The sequence below is a fragment of the Rhabdothermincola salaria genome (assembly GCF_021246445.1).
GTDB lineage: Bacteria > Actinomycetota > Acidimicrobiia > Acidimicrobiales > Acidimicrobilacustridaceae > Rhabdothermincola_A > Rhabdothermincola_A salaria.
Genome location: NZ_JAJQXW010000001.1, coordinates 996,853 through 1,019,065 on the forward strand (window position 1 = coordinate 996,853; position 22,213 = coordinate 1,019,065).

Sequence of the window (22,213 nt, forward strand, 5' to 3'; positions counted from 1 at the left end):
GCGTGAGGACTCGCGCCTCAGCGATCGGAAGACGTCGAGGCAGCGACGAGGCCGGCCTGCCAGCCGGGGGCGCGGCCGTCGCCCGGAGGACGGAGCCCGCTGACGTCGACGCCGGCGCGGACGAGTGCCCACGACACCAGCGAGTTGGAGTTCCACATGTCGCCGGCGCCGAGTTCGTCGCGCCCCCAGACCAGCGCCGGAGCGTCACGCACGGCCTCGACGACGCGCCGGGCCCGCAGTGGGCCCTGGGTCACCCGGACCGGGCCCCCGACGGCCGCCGCCAGGTCCGGGATCGTGCCGCCGGGCCAGCACCGGACCTCGTAGCGGAACAGTCGCGAGCGCCCCAGGACCCTCGCTCCGACCGCACCCTCGGCCACCACCCCTCGCTCGCCGCGGGTGACCCACACGGGTGCCACCTCCACGCTGATCGAGTTCCCGTCGACGTGGATCTCGAGGGCGGAGTGGTACAGGGGGCGGCGGGGGCGGCGGGCCCGAGCCGCCGACGCGGCCTCGTAGGCTCGCCCGCTCCAGCGCACCAGGCCGCCCCCCGCCCCCGCACCGAGGGGGATCCAGTACAGGTCGACCCCGTCGGTCACCTCCACGGCGGAGTGCCTCGGGTCGAGGCTGCCGTCGCAACCCCGGGCGAGGGCGCTCGACCGGCGACTCGACCGTCAGTCATCGTCCGCGTCGTGGAGGGCCTGGGCCACGGGCAGGGACACGGTCCACTCCTCGGCCGGGAGGTGGTGCTGGCGGGTCCAGGCCACGGTGAGGGGGTCGCTGCCGAGCAGCTCCAGTCGGTCGCCGCCCAGCTCCGGGTGGCGCAGGTACAGACCCACCCGGCGGGTGAAGCCTCCCGCCTTGCACCACCCGCGGATCACCGCCGGATCGCGGCCGACGGCCTTGCCGGCGAGGGTGGCGACCACCCGACCGTAGGTGCGCAGGCGGGCGTCGAGCTTGCCCACGTCGTGCAGGAGCGCGGCCGCCAGCACGGGCCGGGTGGCCTCGACCCCGAGGGCTCGTTCCACCCGCCGGGCGACGGCCGCCGAATGGCGCCGGTCCGGACCCGACAGGCTGGACCACAGCTCCCACTCCGCCCCGGTGAGCTGGGTCCGGACCCACTCGCGCTCGGACGCGGCAGGACCGCCGGGGCGCAGGCTGGTGAAGAAGCGCGTGGCGAGGTGGACCGACGAAGCCATGGGGGTCTCAGTCTGGCGTGGCCCCGGCGTGGCCGCTCCCTCTCAGGAGCGCGCCGGGGCCGTCGACCGCACCGCTCAGCCGGCGTGCTCGATGCAGAACCGCGTGGCCGGCATGGCCTCGAGGCGGGCCTCACCGATGGGGTTCCCGCACACCTCGCAGGCCCCGTAGGTGCCGTCGTCGAGACGGGCCAACGCCTTCTCCACGTCGTCGAGCTGCTCGCGCAGCCGCGACGCCAGGGCCTGCGCCTCGCCCTGCTCGGCCGACACCGCGGCGGAGTCGGCGAAGTTCTCGTCGACGATGCCGCTCTCGCCCTCGACGCCCAGATCCTGGATCTGGACCTCGACCTGGGCCCGCGTCTCCTCGAGCACCCCCCGGACGTCGCCGGGGACAGGAGCCGCCGTCTCGCCGGAGGAATCGGGGGTCATGGTGCCACCGGTGTCGGTCATCCGACCACGGTAGCGGGACCGCGCCTCGCCGCCGTGTCAGTTCGCTCGGGCCGCCGGGGGCAGCGACCTCACGAGGGGGCGCCGCGGCGGGCGCGAGGGTGAGCGGCGTCGTAGGCGGCGAAGAGCCGATCGGTGGAGATGAGGGTGTACACCTGCGTCGTGCTGATCGAGGCATGCCCGAGCAGCTCCTGCACGGCGCGGATGTCGGCGCCGTGGTCGAGCATGTGCGTCGCGCACGAGTGGCGCAGCACGTGGGGGGTGAGACGCTCGCCCAGACCGGCGGCATCGCCGTGGCCACGCACGATGGACCAGGCCCCCTGGCGCCCGAGCCGTCCCCCGCGCTGGTTCAGGAACACCGCCTCGGCGTCGCCTCGCCGCTTCCACTGTTCGGGGGCCATCTCCGGGCGCCCCCCCGGCGCCAACCAGTCGGCCAGGGCCAGTCGCGCCATCCGCCCGAGGGGCACCACCCGCTCCTTGGCGCCCTTGCCGAACAGCCGGACCAGGGAGCCGTCGAGGTCGACGTCGCCCAGGCGGAGCCCGCATGCCTCGGAGATGCGGGCCCCGGTGCCGTAGAGCACCTCCACGAGGGCCCGATCACGACGAGCTACGGCATCGTCGCCCGTGACCGCGTCGAGCAACGCCCCGATCTCGGCCTCGGTCAGGGCCTTCGGCAGCCCGGCCGGGACCCGGGGGGACTCCACCGCGGCCGACGGGTCGTTGTCGGCCAGGCCCTCCTCGGTGCGGAAGCGGTAGAGGGAGCGCACCGCCACCATCGCCCGAGCCACCGAGGACGGGGCCAGCCCTCGACCTCTCAGATGGCCCACGTAGGCGTCGAGCTCGCCGGGGCCCACGGCGTCGAGGCCCAGCCCCCGGTGCCATGACCAGGCCCAGAAGGCCCGCAGATCGCGACGGTAGGCGGCGAGGGTGTTGGCGGATCGGCCCCGCTCGGCGCTCAACCAGGTGAGGAACTCCTCGACGTCGAGCGGGAGCGGCGGTACCGGCGGGTCCTCGACGGCCGGCTCCACCGGCTCGCGCCCGGCCGTCACGAGGGCCGCCCGGCCACCCACTCACGAGCGAGGGTGAGCCCGATCACGGTCTTGGCGTCGATCAAGCGACGCTCGGCGATCAGGCGGGGGACGTCGGCGAGGGCGACGCGCTCGACGGTCATGTGCTGCTCCTCGAGGCCCTGGCGATCGTCGTCGACGCCGCGCAGGCCGGTGGCCAGGAACACGTAGGAGTACTCGTCGCTGAATCCCGCCGAGTTGACGAACTCGGCGAGGGGCTCGAGTCGATCCGCCACGAGGCCGACCTCCTCGACCAGCTCCCGGCGTGCGGTGACCTCGGGGGGCTCGTCGGCCACGTCGCGCTTCCCGGCCGGGATCTCGAGCAGCTCCCGGTCGAGGGCGGCGCGGTACTGGCGGACGAGGCTCACCGTGCCGTCGTCGTGCAACGCCACCACGGACACGGCGCCCGGGTGTCGGACGATCTCGCGTGTGAACGTCGAGCCGTCCGGGGCCCGATAGCGCCCGATCACCAGCGAGATCACATGGCCCTCGTGCAGGACCTCGTCGGCGAGGTGGGCGAAGCCGGGCGCTGGCCCGCCGGGTCCGACGTCGTGCGCGTCGTGCGCGTCGTCCACGTCAGGCCGTGGCGGGCGACGACGACGAGGCCGGTGGCTCGGCGTCGAGATCGGGAAGGTGCGGGTTGCGCCCCTCGGCGCGGGCCAGCGCCGCATCGATGAAGTCCCGGAAGAGCGGCGCCGGCCGCTCGGGGCGGCTCTTGAACTCCGGGTGGGCCTGGGTGCCGACCCAGAACGGGTGGCCCTCGAGCTCGATGAACTCGACCAACCGACCGTCGGGCGACGTGCCCGAGCACACGAAGCCGCTGCCCTCGAAGCGGCTGCGGTACCGCGGGTTGAACTCGTAGCGATGCCGATGTCGCTCCGAGACGACCTCTCGGCCGTAGGCGCGGGCGACCTGGGAGCCGGGCAGGAGCTCGGCCACGTAGGCCCCCAGCCGCATGGTGCCGCCCTTCTCGGTGACGTCACGCTGGTTGTCCATGATGTCGATCACCGGGTGGGCGCTGGTGGGGTCGAACTCGCTGGAGTTGGCGCCGGTGAGGCCCAGCACGTTGCGGGCGAACTCGATGGTCATGACCTGCATGCCGAGGCACAGGCCCAGGCAGGGGATCTGGTGCTCGCGGGCGTAGCCGGCCGCCGCCACCTTGCCCTCGACGCCTCGTTCGCCGAAGCCCCCCGGGATCACGATGCCGTCGAGGTCACGGAGGCGGCCATCCGCGAGCAGCCCCTCGGCGTCCTCGGCCTGGATCCACTCGACCTCCGCCTTGGCCCCGTGGAAGAAGCCACCGTGGTTCAGCGCCTCCACCACCGAGAGGTAGGCGTCGGGCAGGCTCACGTACTTGCCGATGAGCCCGATCCGGACGGGCGTGGAGGCCCTCTCGACCCGGTCGACCAGGATCTCCCACTCCGAGAGGTCGATGTCGAGCTCGGTGAACCCGAAGTGCTGGCACACGACGGCGTCGAGGCCCTCGTCGTGCATGATCAGCGGGATCTCGTACAGGCTGCGGGCATCGGCCGCGTTGACCACGGCATCGACGGGCACGTCGCAGAGGTTCGAGATCTTGCGCTTGAGCTCCGATGAGATGGCCGTCTCGCTGCGGCACACGATGGCGTCGGGCTGGATGCCGCGGCTGCGCAGTTCGGTGACGGAGTGCTGGGTGGGCTTGGTCTTCTGCTCGCCGGCCGGCCCGATGAACGGCACCAGCGTGACGTGGACGTACAGCACGTTCTCGCGACCCACGTCGAGGCGGAACTGCCGGATGGCCTCGAGGAAGGGCAGGATCTCGATGTCGCCGACGGTGCCGCCGATCTCGGTGATGACCACGTCGACGTCGTCGCCCGCGAGGCGGGTGATGCGCCGCTTGATCTCGTCGGTGATGTGGGGGATCACCTGGACGGTCTTGCCCAGGTAGTCGCCGCGACGTTCGGCGGCGATCACCGCCGAGTAGATCGAGCCGGTCGTGGCGTTGGAGTCCCGGCTGAGCGATTCGTCGATGAAGCGCTCGTAGTGGCCGAGGTCGAGGTCGGTCTCGCCACCGTCGTCGGTGACGTAGACCTCGCCGTGCTCGAACGGGTTCATCGTCCCGGGGTCGACGTTGAGGTAGGGGTCGAGCTTCTGCATGGTGATGCGCAGACCCCGACTCTTCAGCAGCCGCCCGAGCGACGAGGCGGTGAGCCCCTTGCCCAGCGACGAAGCCACGCCACCGGTCACGAAGATGTGCTTGGTCATCGAGGAGACCTCCCGGCGGCGGCGTTCACGTCGGGAGCGCAGGCTAGCCCGATCCCGTGCCTCGACCTGGTGATGGCGCGGTGACGTCCGACCGCCGGGTGACGTCGTCGAGGAGCTCGCGGGCGTGCTGGCGGGCCGTCGCCGAGTCAGGGCTGCCCGAGAGCATGCGGGCCAGCTCGGTGACCCTCTCCTCGCCCCGGGCCGGCGCCACGGTCGTGCGGGTGGTGTCACCGTGCACGACCTTGTCCACCACGACCTGGGCGTGGGCCCACGACGCCACCTGGGCCAGGTGGGTGACGACCAGGACCTGATGGTCGTCCCCGAGCGACGCCAGGCTGCGCCCCACGGCCAGCGCCGCCGCCCCACCGATGCCGGCGTCGACCTCGTCGAACACCAGCACGGGCGGCCCCTCGGAGAGCACGAGTCGCAGCGCCAGCATGGCGCGGGCCAACTCCCCGCCCGAGGCCACCTTGGCCAGCGGCTGCAGCGCCATGCCGGGGTTGGCGGCGAAGCGGAAGGTCACCTCACGGCCGGCGGGCCCCGACACGTCGACCTCGACCCGAGCCTTGCCGAGGGCCAGGTCGGGGAGCTGGGACTCGACCGCGGCGGCCAGTCCGGGGGCGGCGGCCCGACGGGCGGCCGCCACCTCTTCCTCGGCCTCGGCCAGGGCCCGGCGAGCCGCTTCGGCCTCGGCGTCGAGCCGGGCGGCCAGCTCGTCGTGGCCTTCGAGCTCGGCCAGACGAGCGGCGGCGTCGTCCCGCCAGGCCATGACCTCGGCCAGGGTGTCGCCGTACTTGCGCTTCAGGTCGACCAGCAGCTGGCGTCGCTCACGAACCGTGGCCTGTCGCTCGGGGTCGTCCTCGATCTGCTCGCCGCGTGAGCGCAGCTCCACCGCCAGGTCGGTGACCTCGGCGACGGCGGCGGCGAGACGGGCATCGAGGTCCTCGAACGGTCCACGATCGGCCACGGCGGCGACGGCCTCGCCGAGTGCGTCGGTGGCCCCCCGATCGCCGGTGAGCGCCTCCAGGGCTCGCGCCGCCGCCTCACGATGGGCGACGGCGTCGCCCAGCCGGTCCTCGTCGGCGGCCAGGACCGCTTCCTCGTCGGGGTCGGTCAGCCGGGCGGCGTCGAGCTCGGCGACCTGGAAGCGCAGCAGGTCGATCTCGCGGGCTCGTTCACGAGCATCGCCTCCGAGGGCGCCCAGGCGCTCCTGGAGCGCAGCCAGCTCCTTGCGGGCGCCACGGAGCGGCTCGAGATCGACGCCGGCGAAGCGGTCGAGGGCCCGCCGTTGCACCGATGGGGCCAGAAGCGACTGGTGATCGTGCTGGCCGTGCAGGTCCACGAGGACCGCGCCCCTCTCGGCCAGCTCGGCCAGGGTGGCCAGACGGCCGTCCACGTAGGCCCTGGTCCGCCCTTTGGCCGGGACGACACGCCGCAGCACGACCTCGTCGTCGCCGGAGACGAAGCGACCCTCGACCACGGCCTCGCTGGCTCCGGGCCGCACCATCGTCGTCTCGGCCCGGCCGCCCACCAACAGCTCGATGGCGGTCACCACCAGCGTCTTGCCCGCTCCGGTCTCGCCCGTCACCGCCGTCATGCCCGACCCGAGGACGAGCGAGAGCTCGTCGATGACGCCCAGATCGCTGACCCGCAGCTCCAGCAGCATCAGCGGTCCGCCAGGCCGAACTTGGCCTTGAGGATGGCGTGGAAGTCACGCGGCCCGAACACCACCAGGCGGGCGGTGTGCCCCGCCGCCCGGCAGGTGACGGTGTCCCCCGGAGCCAACTCGCAGAGGCTGTGCCCGTCGACGACGAGGGCGGCGGATCGCGGTTCGCCGACGGTGAGGCCGACGACGGCGTCGTCGTCGAGCACCAGCGTGCGGTCGAAGAGCATGTGGGGCGACACCGGGGTCAACAGCAGCGCCCGGTGGGTGGGATCGACGATGGGCCCGCGGGCCGAGAAGGCATAGGCGGTGGAACCGGTGGGGGTGGCCACGATCAGCGCGTCGGCGGCGTAGGGGGTGAAGCGGGCGCGGTCGAGCTCGACGTCGATGCGCACGGTGTGGCCGCTCGTCGTCTTCTCGAGCACGACCTCGTTGAGGGCGACGACTTCGCGAACCGGCTCGCCGGCCTGGCGCACCGTCGCCGCCAACAGCATGCGGTGCTCCACCCGGAAGTCGCCGGCGAGCACCCGCTCGAGTGCCGCCTGCACGCCGTCGGGCTCGACGTCGGTGAGGTAGCCGAGGTGCCCGAAGTTCACCCCCACGACGGGGACGTCGGAGCGGGCCACGAGCGAGACCGTGCGCAGCATCGTCCCGTCCCCCCCGAGGCTCAGGGCCACGTCGGCACCCGCGGCGAGGTCGCGGTCGTCGACCGCCAGCTCGGGGCGGCCGATGCGGTCGGCGTCCTCGGTCGGCACCCGCACGTCGTGACCGAGACCCCGGAGCCAGTCGATGGTGGTCGCCGCGACCTCTGCCGCCCGGGGGCGATCGTGGTGCACGACGACGGCGACGACGGCCACGGTTCAGCCGCTCCCTTCGGCGGGCGCGGCCACGGCCTCGCCGACGGCGGCGTCGAGGACCTCGCCCAGCGCGGTGCCCGCCACCGGCGCCCGACCGGCCAGCGACGCGTCGGCACCGGCGCCGGGGGCGCGGCCGGCGACCACGAACTCGACGTTGCCGTCGGCACCGGTGAGCGGAGAGGCCATCGCCCCCATGATGGTCGCGCCACGATCGATGAGGGCGCCGGCGACCTCGTCGAGCACCCGTCGCCACACGAGCGGGTCCGAGATGACCCCTCGCCCACGGTTCGCCTCGGCTCGCCCGGCCTCGAACTGCGGCTTGACCAACAGCACGTACGCACCACCCGGTCGCACCACGGCGAAGATGGGGTCGAGCACCAGTCGCAAGGAGATGAAGGACAGGTCGCCGACCGCCACGTCGACGGGCTCGCCCACGACCGCCGGGTCGAGGATGCGCAGGTTGGTGCGCTCGAGGTTGTGCACCCGGGGGTCGGCCCGGAGCCGCTCGTGCAACTGGTTGTGGCCGACGTCGACGGCCACGACCTCCTTGGCCCCGTGCTGGAGGACGCAGTCCGTGAACCCCCCGGTGGAGGCGCCCGCGTCGAGCACCCGCGCCCCGGACACGACGTCGGCGAGGTCGAAGCGGTCGACCGCGCCCGCCAGCTTCTCCCCCGCCCGGCTGACGTAGCGTGGGCCGGGGCCGTGCACCACGACCGCTTCGCCGGCACCGACCAGGCGCGCCGCCTTGACCGCCGGAGCACCGCCGACCGTCACGCGACCGGCTTCGATCTCGGCTCGGGCCCGCTCGCGACTGGCCGCCAGGCCTCGCCGGACCATCTCGGCATCGAGGCGCCGCCGGGTGCTCACGACCACCTCGAGGAGGTCAGCTGGACGACCCACTCCGGCGTTCGGACGCGGCCAGCGCCGCCGGCTCGGTCACCGCGACGTCACCGTCACCGCCGGACGCCGCGCCCTTCTTCGTGGGCTTGCCGGTCGGCTTCTTCGACGCCTTCTTGGCGGCCTTCTTGGCGGCCTTCTTGGCCGCCTTCTTCGACGTCTTGGCGGTGGACGCCTTGGCCGAGGCCTTGGCCAGCTTGCGGACCTCGGCCGCCAGGGCGTCGACCTTCTTCTCCAGGCGATCGACGTCGGCCCGCGTCGCCAGTCCCATGGCGTTGAGCTGGTTGCGCACCTGGGTCTCGACCACCTCGCCCACCCGCTCGGTGTTCTCGCGGCTGCGGTCGCGCACCTCGTCGACCGCCTTGGCCAGCGTCTTCGACTGGTCGTCGACCAGCTTGGCCAGCTGCTTGGTCTGGCGGTCGGTCGTCTTGGTCACGTCGCGGACGAGATCGTCGACCGCCTTGGTGACCTGCTTGGACTGGCGGTCGGTCGCCTGCGACACGTCGCGGAGCAGACCCTCCACCCGCTTCTGGCCCTTCTCGGTGACGTCCCTGCCGACATCGATCGCCCTGGAGATCGGGTCCTGCTTGGCCATGATCACTCCTCGTGGCTGGCTCGGGACACCTCGTCGAAGACGGGCGGACGCCCACCTCGAGAGCCCGCCAGGAGGCTACCGCTCGGCGTCGGAGATGTCCCTGACCAACGCCGCCAGGTCGGCCGCCACGTGATCAGGGGTGGGTCGTACCGGGAGGTCGGCCGCGGTCGTCACCCCCGAGAGGACCAGCCCGAAGCGGTAGCCGAGCGTGCGGGCGAACCACCCGTCGGTGTCGGGTCGGTCCCCCACCACGATCCCGTCCGGACCGAGGCGATGGCGCACCAGGTCGGCGATGGGATCGTGGGGCTTGCCCGCCACCACGGGCGCCACCCCGGCCGCGGTGGCGATGCCGGCGAGGATCGATCCGCCCCCGGGGATCGGCCCATCCGGCGTGGGATAGGTGGCGTCGTCGTTGCTGGCCAGGAGCCGGGCACCGCCGCGCACCGCCCAGGCCGCCGCCGTCATCCGGTGGTAGTCGAAGTCTCGGTGGTAGCCCACCACGACCGCGTCGAACGGTCCGGTCGCCGTCACCGCCTCGATGACCCCCTTCGGGCCGGGCCGGGCGACCGAGGCCACCAGCGTCGCCGCGTCGACGACGTCGGCGCCGCGCCCCGCGAGCTCCTCACGCAGGCCCGGGCCTCCGCAGGCCAGGACCCGCTCGGCCGGGGCCACGAGCGACGCCACGGCCATCGCCGACGTCACCACCGAGCCGTGGGCCTCGATGCCCTGCCGGGCCAGCTTGTCCTCGACGTCGACCCGACGTCCGAAGGAGTTGTTGGTGACGAAGGCCACCCCTGCACCGGAGCGCACCACCTCCGTCACGGCCTCGGCCGCACCGGGGATGGGCTCGGCGCCGAGCCAGATGACGCCGTCGAGATCGAAGACCCAGGCCATGGCGTGAGTATCGCCGCCGCGGAGCCGTCGCCCGTCCATCCCCCGGCCGAGCGCCGCCCACGGCCCGACCGTACCGAGCGGGCTCGACCGCCGGACCCGGCGGGGTGGCCGGTCTGGTAGGACTAGGCGGTGCCCCGCTTCGAGCCCTTTCCCGGCATCCGCTACGACGTCGCCCGCGCCGATCCGGCCGCGGTGACGGCCCCCCCGTACGACGTCATCTCCCCGAGCGATCGCGAGCAGCTAGTGGCCGCCGACCCTCGCAACGTCGTGCGCATCGACCTGCCCGTCCCCGACGACTCGGGCGCCGACCCCTATGCCCAGGCGGCCGCACTGTGGGCCGCCTGGCAGACCGACGGCACCCTGGTCACCGACGCCGGGCCCTCGTTCACCGTGTACCGCATGGAACTCGTCGACGACGACGGCCACGCCCGCCACACCACCGGTGTCGTCGGGGCCCTCGCCCTCTCGCCGCCCGGCGACGACGGCATCCTGCCGCACGAGTTCACGACACCCAAGGCCAAGACCGACCGCCTCGACCTGCTGCGGACCACCACCGCCAACCTGTCCGCGGTCTGGGGTCTGTCCCCGGCACCGGGCCTCACCGACCTGCTCCATTGCGACGAGGCGCCGTCGATCCACTTCACCGACGACACCGGGGTCACCCACTCGGTCTGGACGATCACCGACCCGGATCGCCTGACCGCCATCAGCACGGCCGTCACCGCCCACCCGGTCGTGATCGCCGACGGCCACCACCGCTACGAGACCTCGCTGGCCTACCTCGGCGAGCGGCGCGTCGCGGCCGACGACGGCGGACCGGGTGTCGGCGCGGCCGAGGCGGTCATGTGCTTCATGGTGGAGCTGGTCGACGACGAGCTTGCCGTCGGACCCATCCACCGGCTCCTCTCCGGGCTCCCCGACGGCTTCGACCTCCCGGGGGCCCTGGCCCCCTTCTTCGAGCTCAGCCCCATCGACCTCACCGGTGCCGGCACCGTCGCTCGCCTCCAGGCCGAGGGCGGTCTGGCCCTGATCACCCCCGATGGCGACTGGTTGGCCCGACCCCGGCCCGAGGCCATGGCCTCCGCACGCGACCTCGACTCCAGCCGTCTCGACGTGGCGCTGGCCGCCCTGCCCTCCCCCACCGTCGTCTACCAGCACGGCGTCGACAACATCCGGGGCTGCATCGCCCGAGGCGAAGCCCAGGCGGGCGTGCTGCTGCGCCCGGCGACGGTCGCCCAGATCGTCGACATCGCCCACGGCGGCGAGCGCATGCCTCCCAAGACCACGTTCTTCTATCCCAAGCCCCGCACGGGCATCGTCTTCCGCGACCTGCACTAGCCCGCCCGCCGCCGGCACGTGTCGGGGCCGCACGCGACTCCGCCCCGGCGTGACGCCGGGGCGGAGCGAGGACGAGGACGGGCCCGTTCGGCGCCGAGTCAGTCGACGGTCCAGGTGGCTCCGGAGTGCAGCAGGGCCCGCAGATCGCCGGGACCCTTCTGCTCGCCGGCGGCCGCCACCTGACGGGAGACGCCCGAGCCGTAGTCGTCTCGCTCGATGGACCGGAACACACCGATGGCCGTGGGCTCGGTGGGGCCGTGGGACAGGCGGGACAGCTGGAAGGCCAGGCCGGCATCGGTCTCGTCGTGGACCAGCAGGGCGTCCTCGCCGACGTCGGAGACGTCGACGATGCGCAGAGCGCTGTCGGGGCCCATGACCACCCCACGCTCGTTCTCCTCGCCGAACCGGATCGGCTCTCCGTGTTCGAGCGGGATGAGCATCGACGACCGATTGGTCTTGGCGGTGATCTGGGCGAAGGCCCCGTCGTTGAACACGTTGCAGTTCTGGTAGATCTCCACGAAGGCCGCCCCCTCGTGAGCGTGGGCCCGGGTGAGGACGTCTTGCATGTGGTTGCGGTCCATGTCGTGGGTCCGGGCCACGAAGGTGGCTTCGGCGCCGATGGCCAGGCTGATCGGGTTGAAGGGGTGGTCGAGCGACCCGAACGGCGTGGACTTGGTGACCTTGCCGACCTCGCTGGTGGGCGAGTACTGGCCCTTGGTCAGACCGTAGATCTGGTTGTTGAACATCAGGATCGTGAGGTCCACGTTGCGGCGCAGGGCGTGCAGCAGGTGGTTGCCACCGATCGAGAGCATGTCGCCGTCGCCGCCCACCACCCAGACGTCGAGGTCCGGGCGGGCGACGGCCAGCCCGGTGGCGATGGCGGGGGCGCGCCCGTGGATGGTGTGCACCCCGTAGGTGTCCATGTAGTACGGGAACCGCGCCGCGCACCCGATGCCGGAGACGAACACGGTCTCTTCGCGTCGGACACCGAGGTTGGGCATCAGCGATTGCACGGCGGCGAGGATCGTGTAGTCCCCGCAGCCGGGGCACCAGCGGGGCTCCTGGTCGCTCGACCAGTCCTTGCGGGTGGTCTCGGGAACGGCGGTGTCAGTCATCGAGGACCTCCAGGAACGCGGCTTCGAGCTCACCAGCGGTGAACGGAAGCCCCTTGACCTTGCTGATGGGACGAGCGTCGACGAGGTACTCGGCGCGCAGTAGCAACGTGAGCTGGCCGAGGTTCATCTCCGGCACGGCGACCTTGGGGTAGCGCCGCACGATCTCGCCGAGGTTCGCCGGGAACGGGTTGAGATGGGTGATGTGGACGTGGGCCACCTTGCGACCACGCGCCCGACAGCGGTCGACGCCGCCGTTGATGGCCCCCCAGGTGGACCCCCACCCCACGACCAGGAGCTCGGCATCGTCGACGTCGCCGGTGACCTCGGCGGCCGGGATGTCGTCGGCGATGCCGGCGACCTTGGCCGCCCGCACCCGGGTCATGTGCTCGTGGTTCTCCGGGTCGTAGGAGATGTTGCCCGTGCCCTCGGCCTTCTCGATGCCGCCGATGCGGTGTTCGAGGCCCGGGGTGCCCGGGATGATCCACGGCCGGGCCAGGGTCTCGGGGTCGCGCTGGTAGGGCAGCAGCATCGGGGACCCGTCGGCCGCGGTGGCGTTGGGCTCGGTGAGGAAGGCGACCGGGATGTCGGGGAGGTCGTCGACGTCGGGGATCAGCCACGGCTCGGAGCCGTTGGCCAGGTAGCCGTCGGTGAGCAGGAAGACGGGGGTGCGATACGTGACGGCCAGGCGCACGGCCTCGATGGCGGCGTGGAAGCACTGCGCCGGGCTGAACGCGGCGACGATCGGCAGCGGCGATTCACCGTGGCGGCCGAACATGGCCAGCAACAGGTCGGCTTGCTCGGTCTTGGTGGGAAGCCCGGTGGAGGGTCCCCCGCGCTGGACGTCGATGATCACAAGGGGGAGCTCGAGGCTGATGGCCAAGCCGAGGGTCTCGCTCTTGAGGGCGACCCCGGGACCGCTGGTGGTGGTGATGCCGAGGTGCCCGCCGTAGGCGGCGCCCAGCGCGGCCCCGATGCCGGCGATCTCGTCCTCGGCCTGCAAGGTGCGCACCCCGAAGTTCTTGTGCTTGGACAGCTCGTGGAGGATGTCCGAGGCCGGAGTGATCGGGTACGACCCGAGGAACAGCGGCAGCTTCACCAGCTGTGAGGCGGCGATGAGGCCCCACGCGGTGGCGGTGTTGCCGTTGACCGACGTGTACTCGCCCGGGGCCTGTGGTGCCGGATCGACGGCGTAGCGGTGGCCGAACAGCTCGGCGGTCTCGCCGAAGGCGTGGCCGGCGTTGAACGCCGCCACGTTGGCGTCGCGCACCTGGGGCTTGGACGCGAACTTGGTGGCGATCCAGTCGAGCGTGGGCTGCTCGGGCCGGGTGTACATCCACGAGATGAGGCCCAGGGCGAAGAAGTTCTTCGATCGCTCCGCGTCGCGCGGCTTGACCCCGAGCGGCTCGCAGGCCTGCCGGGTGAGCGAGGTCATGGGGACCTCGAACACGGTGAAGGCCAACAGGTCGTCGCCCTCGAGGGGGTTGTGGTCGTAGCCGGCCTTGGTGAGGTTCCGCTCGTCGAAGGCGTCGATGTTGACGATGAGGCTGGCCCCGGGCTCGAGTTTGCCGACCTCGGACAGCAGCGCCGCCGGGTTCATGGCGACGAGGACGTCGGGCGTGTCACCGTGGGTGGTGATGTCGTGGTCGGAGATGTGCACCTGGAACGCGGACACGCCGGCGACGGTGCCGGCTGGGGCCCGGATCTCGGCGGGGTACTCCGGCAGGGTGACCAGGTCGTTGCCCAACAGGGCACTCGCACTGGTGAATCGGTCGCCGGTGAGCTGCATCCCGTCGCCCGAGTCGCCCGCGAAGCGGATGATGACCCGATCGATGTGCTCGGTCGCCGGGGCCTGATCGGCCGTGGTGGACATACGAACCCCCTTGTTCGGTCCTCGAGGCGACGCTAGCGCGAGCCGATGGAGGTGCGGTGCAGGCCGCCCGGGGGCTCGGCGTGCTCAGCCCACCGCCGGCCCCGGGAGCTCCTCGAAAGCGGCCAGCGCCCGCCGCACCAGCTCCTGGCCCCGAGACGGCGACGGCGACCGCACCACCTTGGTGGCGAACACCTCCGTGCGGCTCTGGGTGACGCCGCCCGCCCGGTAGAACCTCCGGCGCACCCGACCCACGACGACCACGGCATCGCCGGCGGTGAGCACCGCTCGGCGGCGGGGTGGGTCGATCCACACCACGGGCGCGCTCTCGGCCGGTCCGTCGGGGCGGGCCACGGTGACCTCGTAGGCCACGAGGTCGTCGCCCGAGGGCAACGTGCGGACGTCGGGATCGCGGCTGAGCACACCGTGCAGGACCACCACGTTCGTGGCGCCGACGGACGATGCCGGGTCGGCATCGGTGGGAGCAGGTCGCGAGGACTCTGACATGGGGGACCTCCCCGTTGGACGCGGCCGGAGGGCCGGCCGCTGGCCGGTTCGGGGGAAGGTGACCGCCACCCTAGGCAGGGGGTGCGACAGCGGTCGGGGCTGCGGTGCGGCTCGGCGGCCGACTCCGCGGTCGAAACCCCCGACCGCCGACCGCAGACGTCGGGCCGTCCACCCCGAAAGCGGGGTGGGGCGGTCTCAGCGAAGGGCCCGCAGCCGCCGCTCGACGTCGGCGAAGTCGGGGTCGACGCCGGCGATGCGACCGAACAGATCCCGGGCCCGCGGGACCTCTCCCGCCCGCTCGTACAAGTCGGCGAGCGCGTACGCCCGGCGGAGGTGGTGGTCCTTGGGGTTCTTCGGGAACTTCCAGCCCGAGGCCAGCAGGTCGATGGCCCCGACCACCTGGCCCTGGTCGGCCAGCGCGCCGGCTGCCACGATGCGCCCCTCGGTCACGATCTCGGCGCCCGGAGACACCGCGCCCAGCTCCTGCCAGAGCTCGTCGACCATCGCCCACTGGCCGAGGGCCCGGTAGCAGTCCGCCAACACCGGGTGCTGCTCGACGCTGTCGGCGAGGAGGCGGAACGCCTCGAGCTCCTTGGCCGCCGCCTTCCACTTGCTCTGGCGGTACAGCGTCAGCCCGTAGAGCTCACGGACGGCTGCGACGGTGGGGGCTTCGTCCGAGAGCTTCTTGAGGATCCGGGCCGCGTCGCCGAACCGCTCGTGCTCGAAGTCCTCGCTGGCCTCCCGGAGGCGACGCTCGACCCGCTCACTGCGAGCCGTGCCCACGGCCCGCGACAACTCGAGGCGGACCTCCTCGGCCAGATCGCCGACCGGTGTGGGCGTCGTCCGGTTGCGCCGGGTGCGCTGGCCCCCACGCGACACCGCCCCCTGGGCCTCGTCGCGGACCTCTTCGACGAGCACCCACTCCTCGCCGGCCCGAGCCTCACGTTCGGCTCGGGCCTCGTCGTCGCGCCGGCGTTCCTCGTCGACGGGTGCGTCGGCCGCACCGGCCTCCGGCGCGGCCGAGCGCTCCGCTGCGCCACCCGACCGGTCGGCTCCCTCGACTGCATCGCGCCATGCGCGACTGGCGTTCGACACCCGCTTGCCGGTGGCCGCCCCCAGCCCACGGCGGGCCACGCTCCCCCATGCCTTGGGGGCCTCGATGTACTCGTCTCGATCGTCGGGCCGAGCGGAACCGGGTCCCCGACCTCGGGGGCCCCCTGCTCGCCGCTCCGGCCTCGGCCCTCCCACCGATGGGCGACGGTCGGTGCCCGCACGCCCCCCACCAGAGCGTTCGTCGCTGCGGGCCCGGCTCCGTGGGATCGGCGCGCCGCCCCGCCTGTCATCCCGTTCCGAGCCCGGCCGACGCGTACGCTCGCTCGAGTTACCACGATCCGGACTACGACCACGATCATCGCGGGACGCCGAACGAGACGACTCCGAGCGGGGACCGCTGCGACCCCCGCTCTCGCTGCGCCCCTCGGCACCGCCACTGCGGCGTCCCCCGCCGGTCGGACCGGCGCCCCGGCCGGCGGAACCGGTGCGGGCGCCACGGCTGGCCGTTCCGCCACCCGCGCCAGGGCCAGACCGCCTCGTGCCGGAGCTCTTCGGCCCGCCGCTCTTGCCTCCCGCGCCCTTGGGGCCGGACCCGCGGCTGCCTCCGCTCTTGGCGCCGTCGCCCTTGGAGGCACCGCGCTTGGCACCGGGGCCGCCGCTCGAACGAGCCGGACGACCCCGATCGGGGCGCGAGGAACCAGAAGAAGCAGGACGAGCCATGGGACCAACCTAGCGGCGAGGTGCCGGCAGCCCCCTCGGGGGCGCCGAACTGCGGACGAAAACGACGAAAGGGCCCCTCTCGGGGCCCTTTCGAGTGCGAAATCCGGCGGCGTCCTACTCTCCCAGGGAGAATCCTCCCAAGTACCATCGGCGCTGGTGGGCTTAACTTCCGTGTTCGGAATGGGAACGGGTGTGACCCCACCGCTGTGGCCACCGAAAACCTTTGTCAAGCGAGCGGCGCCACCCACTGGTGGCAGCCGAGCCCTCTCGAGAACTCCATAGCGAGCACGAACATCATTGTCGATCCAAGCCCTCGGCCGATTAGTACCGGTCGGCTGAACGTGTTACCACGATTACACCTCCGGCCTATCAACGTGGTGGTCTACCACGGGCCTTACCAGGTTGACCCTGTGGGAAATCTCATCTTGGAACGAGCTTCGCACTTAGATGCTTTCAGCGCTTATCTCTTCCGTAGGTCGCCAACCAGCCGTGCCCTTGGCAGGACAACTGGCACACGAGAGCTACGTCCATCCCGGTCCTCTCGTACTAGGGATAGCCTTCCTCAGATTTCCTACGGCTGCAGAGGATAGGGACCGAACTGTCTCACGACGTTCTAAACCCAGCTCGCGTACCGCTTTAATGGGCGAACAGCCCAACCCTTGGGACCTGCTTCAGCCCCAGGATGCGATGAGCCGACATCGAGGTGCCAAACCTTCCCGTCGATATGGACTCTTGGGGAAGATGAGCCTGTTATCCCCGGGGTACCTTTTATCCGTTGAGCGACGGCGCTTCCACACGCAACCGCCGGATCACTATGCCCTGCTTTCGCACCTGCTCGACTTGTAGGTCTCGCAGTCAAGCTCCCTTGTGCCATTGCACTCGACGCCTGATTGCCAACCAGGCTGAGGGAACCTTTGGGCGCCTCCGTTACTCTTTAGGAGGCGACCGCCCCAGTCAAACTACCCGCCTGACGCTGTCCCCCACCCGGATAACGGGCGTGGGTTAGAGCCCCAGCATGTGCAGGGTGGTATTTCAAGGTTGGCTCCACACTGGCTAGCGCCAATGCTTCCTAGCCTCCCACCTATCCTACACAACACATACCAAAGCCCAACATCAAGTTGTAGTAAAGGTCCACGGGGTCTTTCCGTCCTTCTGCAGCTAACGAGCATCTTTACTCGTACTTCAATTTCGCCGGGTCTGTGGTTGAGACAGTAGGAAAGTCGTTACGCCATTCGTGCAGGTCGGAACTTACCCGACAAGGAATTTCGCTACCTTAGGACCGTTATAGTTACGGCCGCCGTTTACTGGGGCTTAGGTTCAGAGCTTCGCCCGAAGGCTGACCCTTCCCCGTAACCTTCCAGCACCGGGCAGGCGTCACAGCGTATACATCGTCTTACGACTTCGCACGCTGCTGTGTTTTTAGTAAACAGTCGCTTTCCCCTGGTCTGTGCCACCCCTTCGAGCTCAGGACGCGAAGTCCATCACCCTAATGGGGTCCTCCTTCTCCCGAAGTTACGGAGGCATTTTGCCGAGTTCCTTAACCACAGTTCTCCCGATCGCCTTGGTATTCTCTACCTGCCCACCTGTGTCGGTTTGGGGTACGGGCGCCGTAGTAGCTCGCTAGAGGCTTTTCTCGGCAGCATGGGATTGATGACTTCGCCTGTATCGGCTCGGCGTCGCGTCTCAGGATGTGTGAGGCCCGGATTTACCTAGTCCTCTCCCTACACGCTTACCCCAGGTCAACCATCGCCTGGGTTCATCTACCCTCCTGCGTCCCCTCATTGCTTACCGCCTCATCGTGGGTCGGTTCGTCGTCACCCGAAGGTGGGACAGCCCCTTAGCGACAATGACTTGGTATGGGCGCGACTACAGCGGTACCGGAATATCAACCGGTTGTGCATCGACTACGCCTTTCGGCCTCGCCTTAGCTCCCGACTTACCCTGGGCGGATTAGCCTTCCCCAGGAACCCTTGGGCTTTCGGCGGAGGGGTTTCTCACCCCTCTCTCGCTACTCATGCCAACATTCTCACTCGACCACGGTCCACGACGGGTCACCCCGCCGCTTCACTCCGAGATCGACGCTCCGCTACCACGCGTCTTACGACGCATTCGCGGCTTCGGCTCTGGACTTGAGCCCCGTTACATTGTCCGCGCAAGACCACTCGACCAGTGAGCTGTTACGCACTCTTTCAAGGGTGGCTGCTTCTAAGCCAACCTCCTGGCTGTCTGGGCAGTCTCACATCGTTTACCACTTAGTCCAGAATTAGGGGCCTTAGCCGGCGATCTGGGCTGTTTCCCTCTCGACCACGAAGCTCATCCCTCGTAGTCTCACTGCCAGACTCTGGAGCAATGGCATTCGGAGTTTGGTTGGGTTCGGTAATCTTGTAGGACCCCTAGCCCATCCAGTGCTCTACCTCCATTGCTGAACATCTGACGCTGCACCTAAATGCATTTCGCGGAGAACCAGCTATCACCGAGTTTGCTTGGCCTTTCACCCCTATCCACAGGTCATCCCCCCAGTTTTCAACCTAGGTGGGTTCGGTCCTCCACGGGGTCTTACCCCCGCTTCAACCTGCCCATGGATAGATCACTCGGCTTCGGGTCTACAGCATGCGACTGAACGCCCTGTTCAGACTCGCTTTCGCTCCGGCTCCCCCTCACGGGTTAACCTCGCCACACACCGTAACTCGTTGGCTCATTCTTCAAAAGGCACGCCATCGTGACCACCGCAAGCGGTGGCGACACTTTGACTGATTGTAAACCAACGGTTTCAGGTACTATTTCACTCCCCTCCCGGGGTACTTTTCACCTTTCCCTCACGGTACTCGTGCACTATCGGTCGTCTACGCATACTTAGCCTTACGAGGTGGTCCTCGCAGATTCACGCCAGTTTTCACGGTCCCGGCGCTACTTGGGATAACCGAGCAGAGGTGACGGTGTTTCGTGTACGGGACTCTTACCCACTGTGGTGCGACGTTCCAGGACGCTTCCACTACACCGGCACTTTGTAACTCTGTGGAGAGTCTGATGCCTCTCCTCTCAGGTCCCACGACCCCGTACCGGCAACGCCATCAGGCTATGACACCGGCACGGTTTAGGCTGATCCCGTTTCGCTCGCCGCTACTCAGGGAGTCGCATGTTGCTTTCTGTTCCTCGGGTTACTTAGATGTTTCAATTCACCCGGTTCCCTCTACCTGCCCTATGTGTTCAGACAGGAGTAACACCCCATGACGGGTGCTGGGTTTCCCCATTCGGACATCCACGGATCAAAGCTCTCTAGGCAGCTCCCCGTGGCTTATCGCAGCCGGACACGTCCTTCATCGGTAGTAGACGCCAAGGCATCCACCGTTGGCTCTTTGTAGCTTGGAAGAACAAAGATGCTCGTGCTCGCTATGCAATTCTCAAAGGGCGCTGCGGCACCGGGACAGGAGTCCCGACGACGTTGTGGGTGACGCGCTGCTGCACAGGCGAGCTGGGCTCGAGCCTGCGCAGGCGTTGGTCACCGCGTCCGAGGTGCGTGCTGGAGAGCACACCCTCAAAACGGAACAGAGAACGACGACACCAATCAGTCGACGCAGGAGAGCCCGAGAGCTCCATCCGACGCCGGCGTTTCGCTGCCGAGTAGCCAGTGCACCAACTGGGAATCCTTCTCCACGGTCCGGTCGTGGTGACCGAACGATCGGGAGAGGTGCTCTTTCGAGCTGGACTCCTTAGAAAGGAGGTGATCCAGCCGCACCTTCCGGTACGGCTACCTTGTTACGACTTCACCCCAATCGCCAATCCCACCTTCGACAGCTCCCTCCCAAAGGGTTGGGCCACTGGCTTCGGGTGTTACCGACTTTCGTGGTGTGACGGGCGGTGTGTACAAGGCCCGGGAACGTATTCACCCCGGCGTTGCTGATCCGGGATTACTAGCGACTCCGACTTCATGGAGTCGAGTTGCAGACTCCAATCCGAACTGAGACTGGCTTTTTGGGATTCGCTCAACCTCGCGGTCTAGCAGCCCTTTGTACCAGCCATTGTAGCATGTTTGCAGCCCTGGACATAAGGGGCATGATGACTTGACGTCGTCCCCACCTTCCTCCGAGTTGACCCCGGCAGTCTCCTACGAGTCCCCACCATTACGTGCTGGCAACATAGGACAAGGGTTGCGCTCGTTGCGGGACTTAACCCAACATCTCACGACACGAGCTGACGACAGCCATGCACCACCTGTTCTGGACCCTTACGGACACCACATCTCTGTGGCTTTTCCCAGAATGTCAAACCCAGGTAAGGTTCTTCGCGTTGCCTCGAATTAAGCAACATGCTCCGCCGCTTGTGCGGGCCCCCGTCAATTCCTTTGAGTTTTAGCCTTGCGGCCGTACTCCCCAGGCGGGGCACTTAATGCGTTAGCTGCGGCACGGATCTCGTTGGTTGAGACCCACACCTAGTGCCCAACGTTTACGGCGTGGACTACCAGGGTATCTAATCCTGTTTGCTACCCACGCTTTCGCTCCTCAGCGTCAGTTCCGGCCCAGAGCGCCGCCTTCGCCGCTGGTGTTCTTCCTGATATCTGCGCATTTCACCGCTACACCAGGAGTTCCACGCTCCCCTACCGGACTCTAGCCACAGCAGTATCAGGTGGCGTCTCCAGGTTGAGCCTGGAGGTTTCACACCTGACTTACCGAGCCGCCTACGAGCTCTTTACGCCCAATAAATCCGGACAACGCTCGCCCCCTACGTGTTACCGCGGCTGCTGGCACGTAGTTGGCCGGGGCTTCTTCTGCAGGTACCGTCAATTTCGTCCCTGCTGAAAGCGGTTTACAACCCGAAGGCCGTCATCCCGCACGCGGCGTTGCTGCGTCAGGCTTTCGCCCATTGCGCAAGATTCCCCACTGCTGCCTCCCGTAGGAGTCTGGGCCGTGTCTCAGTCCCAGTGTGGCTGATCGTCCTCTCAGACCAGCTACCCGTCGATGCCTTGGTGGGCCGTTACCCCACCAACTAGCTGATAGGCCGCGAGACCCTCCCGAAACGATAAATCTTTCCTTCAACGGCCATGCGACCAAAGAAGGGCATCCGGTATTAGCTCGAGTTTCCTCGGGTTATCCCAGATTTCGGGGCAGGTTTCTCACGTGTTACTCACCCGTTCGCCGCTAGGTCGTCCCCAGTGTTGCCACTGGTTGGACCCCGCTCGACTTGCATGTGTTAGGCACGCCGCCAGCGTTCGTCCTGAGCCAGGATCAAACTCTCCGTCAAAATCTCGACCACCACCCGTGGGCGGCGATCTCGATCGCAATGAAAAGTCCGGGATGGAGGGGCTCTCCTCCATGGTTCCCGAAGTTGGTGTCGGCCTGGTAAGGCCTTCACCGGTTTGGAATTGCTTGGTGAACGATCACGACTCGTACGACCACCCCTTGTGCCGAAGCACGAGCCGGGTGGACGCCGTCTGCGGTGATCGCCCGCACTGGCTTTTTCGTCCTCTGTTCCGTTTTCAAGGAGCGCTCGGCCGAGAAGGCACAGCCTGAACTCGGCGCACTCGTTGTTGGCCTGCCACCATCTGGCGGCGGTTCCAACTCTCCGACTCCATGGAGGCGCCCGTGGGCGCTGGTTCCGTTTGGAGCGGAGTGCCACTCTACCGAGACGCTTGGAGGCTGTCAACCCGGTGGAACCGGTGCAACGTCCTGCTTGGTCCTCGTCCCGCCCGGCGAACCGGTCGGTGCGGCGAGATGTGAACGTAGTCCGCCGTTCACACCCCGGCAACCTGAGACAGCGTG

16 protein-coding genes and 3 rRNA genes are annotated in these 22,213 nt (G+C 69.1%); 1 reads left to right on the forward strand and 18 read right to left on the reverse strand.

Annotation, left to right across the window (positions count from 1 at the left end; translation table 11 throughout):
- Positions 1 to 17: 17 nt before the first annotated feature.
- From LUW87_RS04635 to LUW87_RS04685, 11 genes are all read right to left on the reverse strand, one after another.
- Complete coding sequence (locus LUW87_RS04635; RefSeq protein ID WP_232669906.1) at positions 18 to 602, reverse strand: hypothetical protein; 585 nt, start codon at positions 600 to 602, stop codon at positions 18 to 20.
- 69 nt (positions 603 to 671) lie between these two features.
- Positions 672 to 1,196 carry a hypothetical protein gene (locus LUW87_RS04640; protein ID WP_232669907.1) on the reverse strand — a complete coding sequence of 175 codons (525 nt, stop codon included), beginning with the start codon at positions 1,194 to 1,196 and terminating at the stop codon, positions 672 to 674.
- 75 nt (positions 1,197 to 1,271) lie between these two features.
- Positions 1,272 to 1,643, reverse strand: coding sequence for a TraR/DksA family transcriptional regulator (locus LUW87_RS04645; RefSeq protein ID WP_232669908.1), 372 nt, complete (start codon positions 1,641 to 1,643; stop codon positions 1,272 to 1,274).
- A 68-nt stretch (positions 1,644 to 1,711) separates the two neighbouring features.
- Positions 1,712 to 2,710 carry a site-specific tyrosine recombinase gene (locus LUW87_RS04650; protein ID WP_232669909.1) on the reverse strand — a complete coding sequence of 333 codons (999 nt, stop codon included), beginning with the start codon at positions 2,708 to 2,710 and terminating at the stop codon, positions 1,712 to 1,714.
- Positions 2,686 to 3,282 (reverse strand): NUDIX domain-containing protein, encoded by a 597-nt coding sequence (locus LUW87_RS04655; protein WP_232669910.1) that lies wholly within the window; start codon positions 3,280 to 3,282, stop codon positions 2,686 to 2,688. The genes LUW87_RS04650 and LUW87_RS04655 overlap by 25 nt, the downstream gene beginning before the upstream one ends.
- Position 3,283: 1 nt before the next feature.
- Entirely contained in the window at positions 3,284 to 4,951 is a 1,668-nt protein-coding gene (gene pyrG, locus LUW87_RS04660; protein WP_232669911.1) for a CTP synthase, read from the reverse strand.
- A gap of 43 nt (positions 4,952 to 4,994) precedes the next feature.
- On the reverse strand, positions 4,995 to 6,617 hold the full coding sequence (gene recN, locus LUW87_RS04665) for a DNA repair protein RecN (protein WP_232669912.1): 1,623 nt from the start codon (positions 6,615 to 6,617) through the stop codon (positions 4,995 to 4,997).
- Positions 6,617 to 7,471 (reverse strand): NAD(+)/NADH kinase, encoded by an 855-nt coding sequence (locus tag LUW87_RS04670; RefSeq protein WP_232669913.1) that lies wholly within the window; start codon positions 7,469 to 7,471, stop codon positions 6,617 to 6,619. Before LUW87_RS04670 ends, recN begins: the two co-directional genes overlap by 1 nt.
- 3 nt (positions 7,472 to 7,474) lie before the next feature.
- Positions 7,475 to 8,338: a TlyA family RNA methyltransferase gene (locus LUW87_RS04675; protein ID WP_430300530.1), complete on the reverse strand. Its 864-nt coding sequence runs from the start codon at positions 8,336 to 8,338 to the stop codon at positions 7,475 to 7,477.
- A gap of 16 nt (positions 8,339 to 8,354) precedes the next feature.
- Positions 8,355 to 8,963: a phasin family protein gene (locus tag LUW87_RS04680; protein ID WP_232669915.1), complete on the reverse strand. Its 609-nt coding sequence runs from the start codon at positions 8,961 to 8,963 to the stop codon at positions 8,355 to 8,357.
- A 75-nt stretch (positions 8,964 to 9,038) separates the two neighbouring features.
- Positions 9,039 to 9,857 carry an HAD-IIA family hydrolase gene (locus LUW87_RS04685; RefSeq protein ID WP_232669916.1) on the reverse strand — a complete coding sequence of 273 codons (819 nt, stop codon included), beginning with the start codon at positions 9,855 to 9,857 and terminating at the stop codon, positions 9,039 to 9,041.
- 129 nt (positions 9,858 to 9,986) lie between these two features.
- Between LUW87_RS04685 and LUW87_RS04690 the strand changes: the two genes are divergently transcribed.
- Entirely contained in the window at positions 9,987 to 11,195 is a 1,209-nt protein-coding gene (locus LUW87_RS04690) for a DUF1015 family protein (protein ID WP_232669917.1), read from the forward strand.
- Positions 11,196 to 11,293: 98 nt separating this feature from the next.
- Here LUW87_RS04690 and LUW87_RS04695 read toward each other — a convergent pair whose 3' ends face one another.
- From LUW87_RS04695 to LUW87_RS04725, 7 genes are all read right to left on the reverse strand, one after another.
- A complete protein-coding gene (locus LUW87_RS04695) occupies positions 11,294 to 12,310 on the reverse strand; it encodes a 2-oxoacid:ferredoxin oxidoreductase subunit beta (RefSeq protein ID WP_232669918.1) in 1,017 nt (338 codons plus the stop codon).
- Positions 12,303 to 14,180, reverse strand: a complete 1,878-nt coding sequence (locus LUW87_RS04700) for a 2-oxoacid:acceptor oxidoreductase subunit alpha (protein WP_232669919.1) — start codon at positions 14,178 to 14,180, stop codon at positions 12,303 to 12,305. Before LUW87_RS04700 ends, LUW87_RS04695 begins: the two co-directional genes overlap by 8 nt.
- A gap of 84 nt (positions 14,181 to 14,264) precedes the next feature.
- Positions 14,265 to 14,684, reverse strand: a complete 420-nt coding sequence (locus LUW87_RS04705; protein ID WP_232669920.1) for a single-stranded DNA-binding protein — start codon at positions 14,682 to 14,684, stop codon at positions 14,265 to 14,267.
- Positions 14,685 to 14,879: 195 nt separating this feature from the next.
- Positions 14,880 to 15,818, reverse strand: a complete 939-nt coding sequence (locus LUW87_RS04710) for a tetratricopeptide repeat protein (protein WP_232669921.1) — start codon at positions 15,816 to 15,818, stop codon at positions 14,880 to 14,882.
- A gap of 740 nt (positions 15,819 to 16,558) precedes the next feature.
- A 5S ribosomal RNA gene (gene rrf, locus LUW87_RS04715) occupies positions 16,559 to 16,675 on the reverse strand.
- Positions 16,676 to 16,758: 83 nt separating this feature from the next.
- A 23S ribosomal RNA gene (locus LUW87_RS04720) occupies positions 16,759 to 19,826 on the reverse strand.
- A gap of 345 nt (positions 19,827 to 20,171) precedes the next feature.
- Positions 20,172 to 21,695 (reverse strand): 16S ribosomal RNA (locus LUW87_RS04725).
- Together the 16S, 23S and 5S rRNA genes form the textbook arrangement of a ribosomal RNA operon.
- Positions 21,696 to 22,213: the final 518 nt, after the last annotated feature.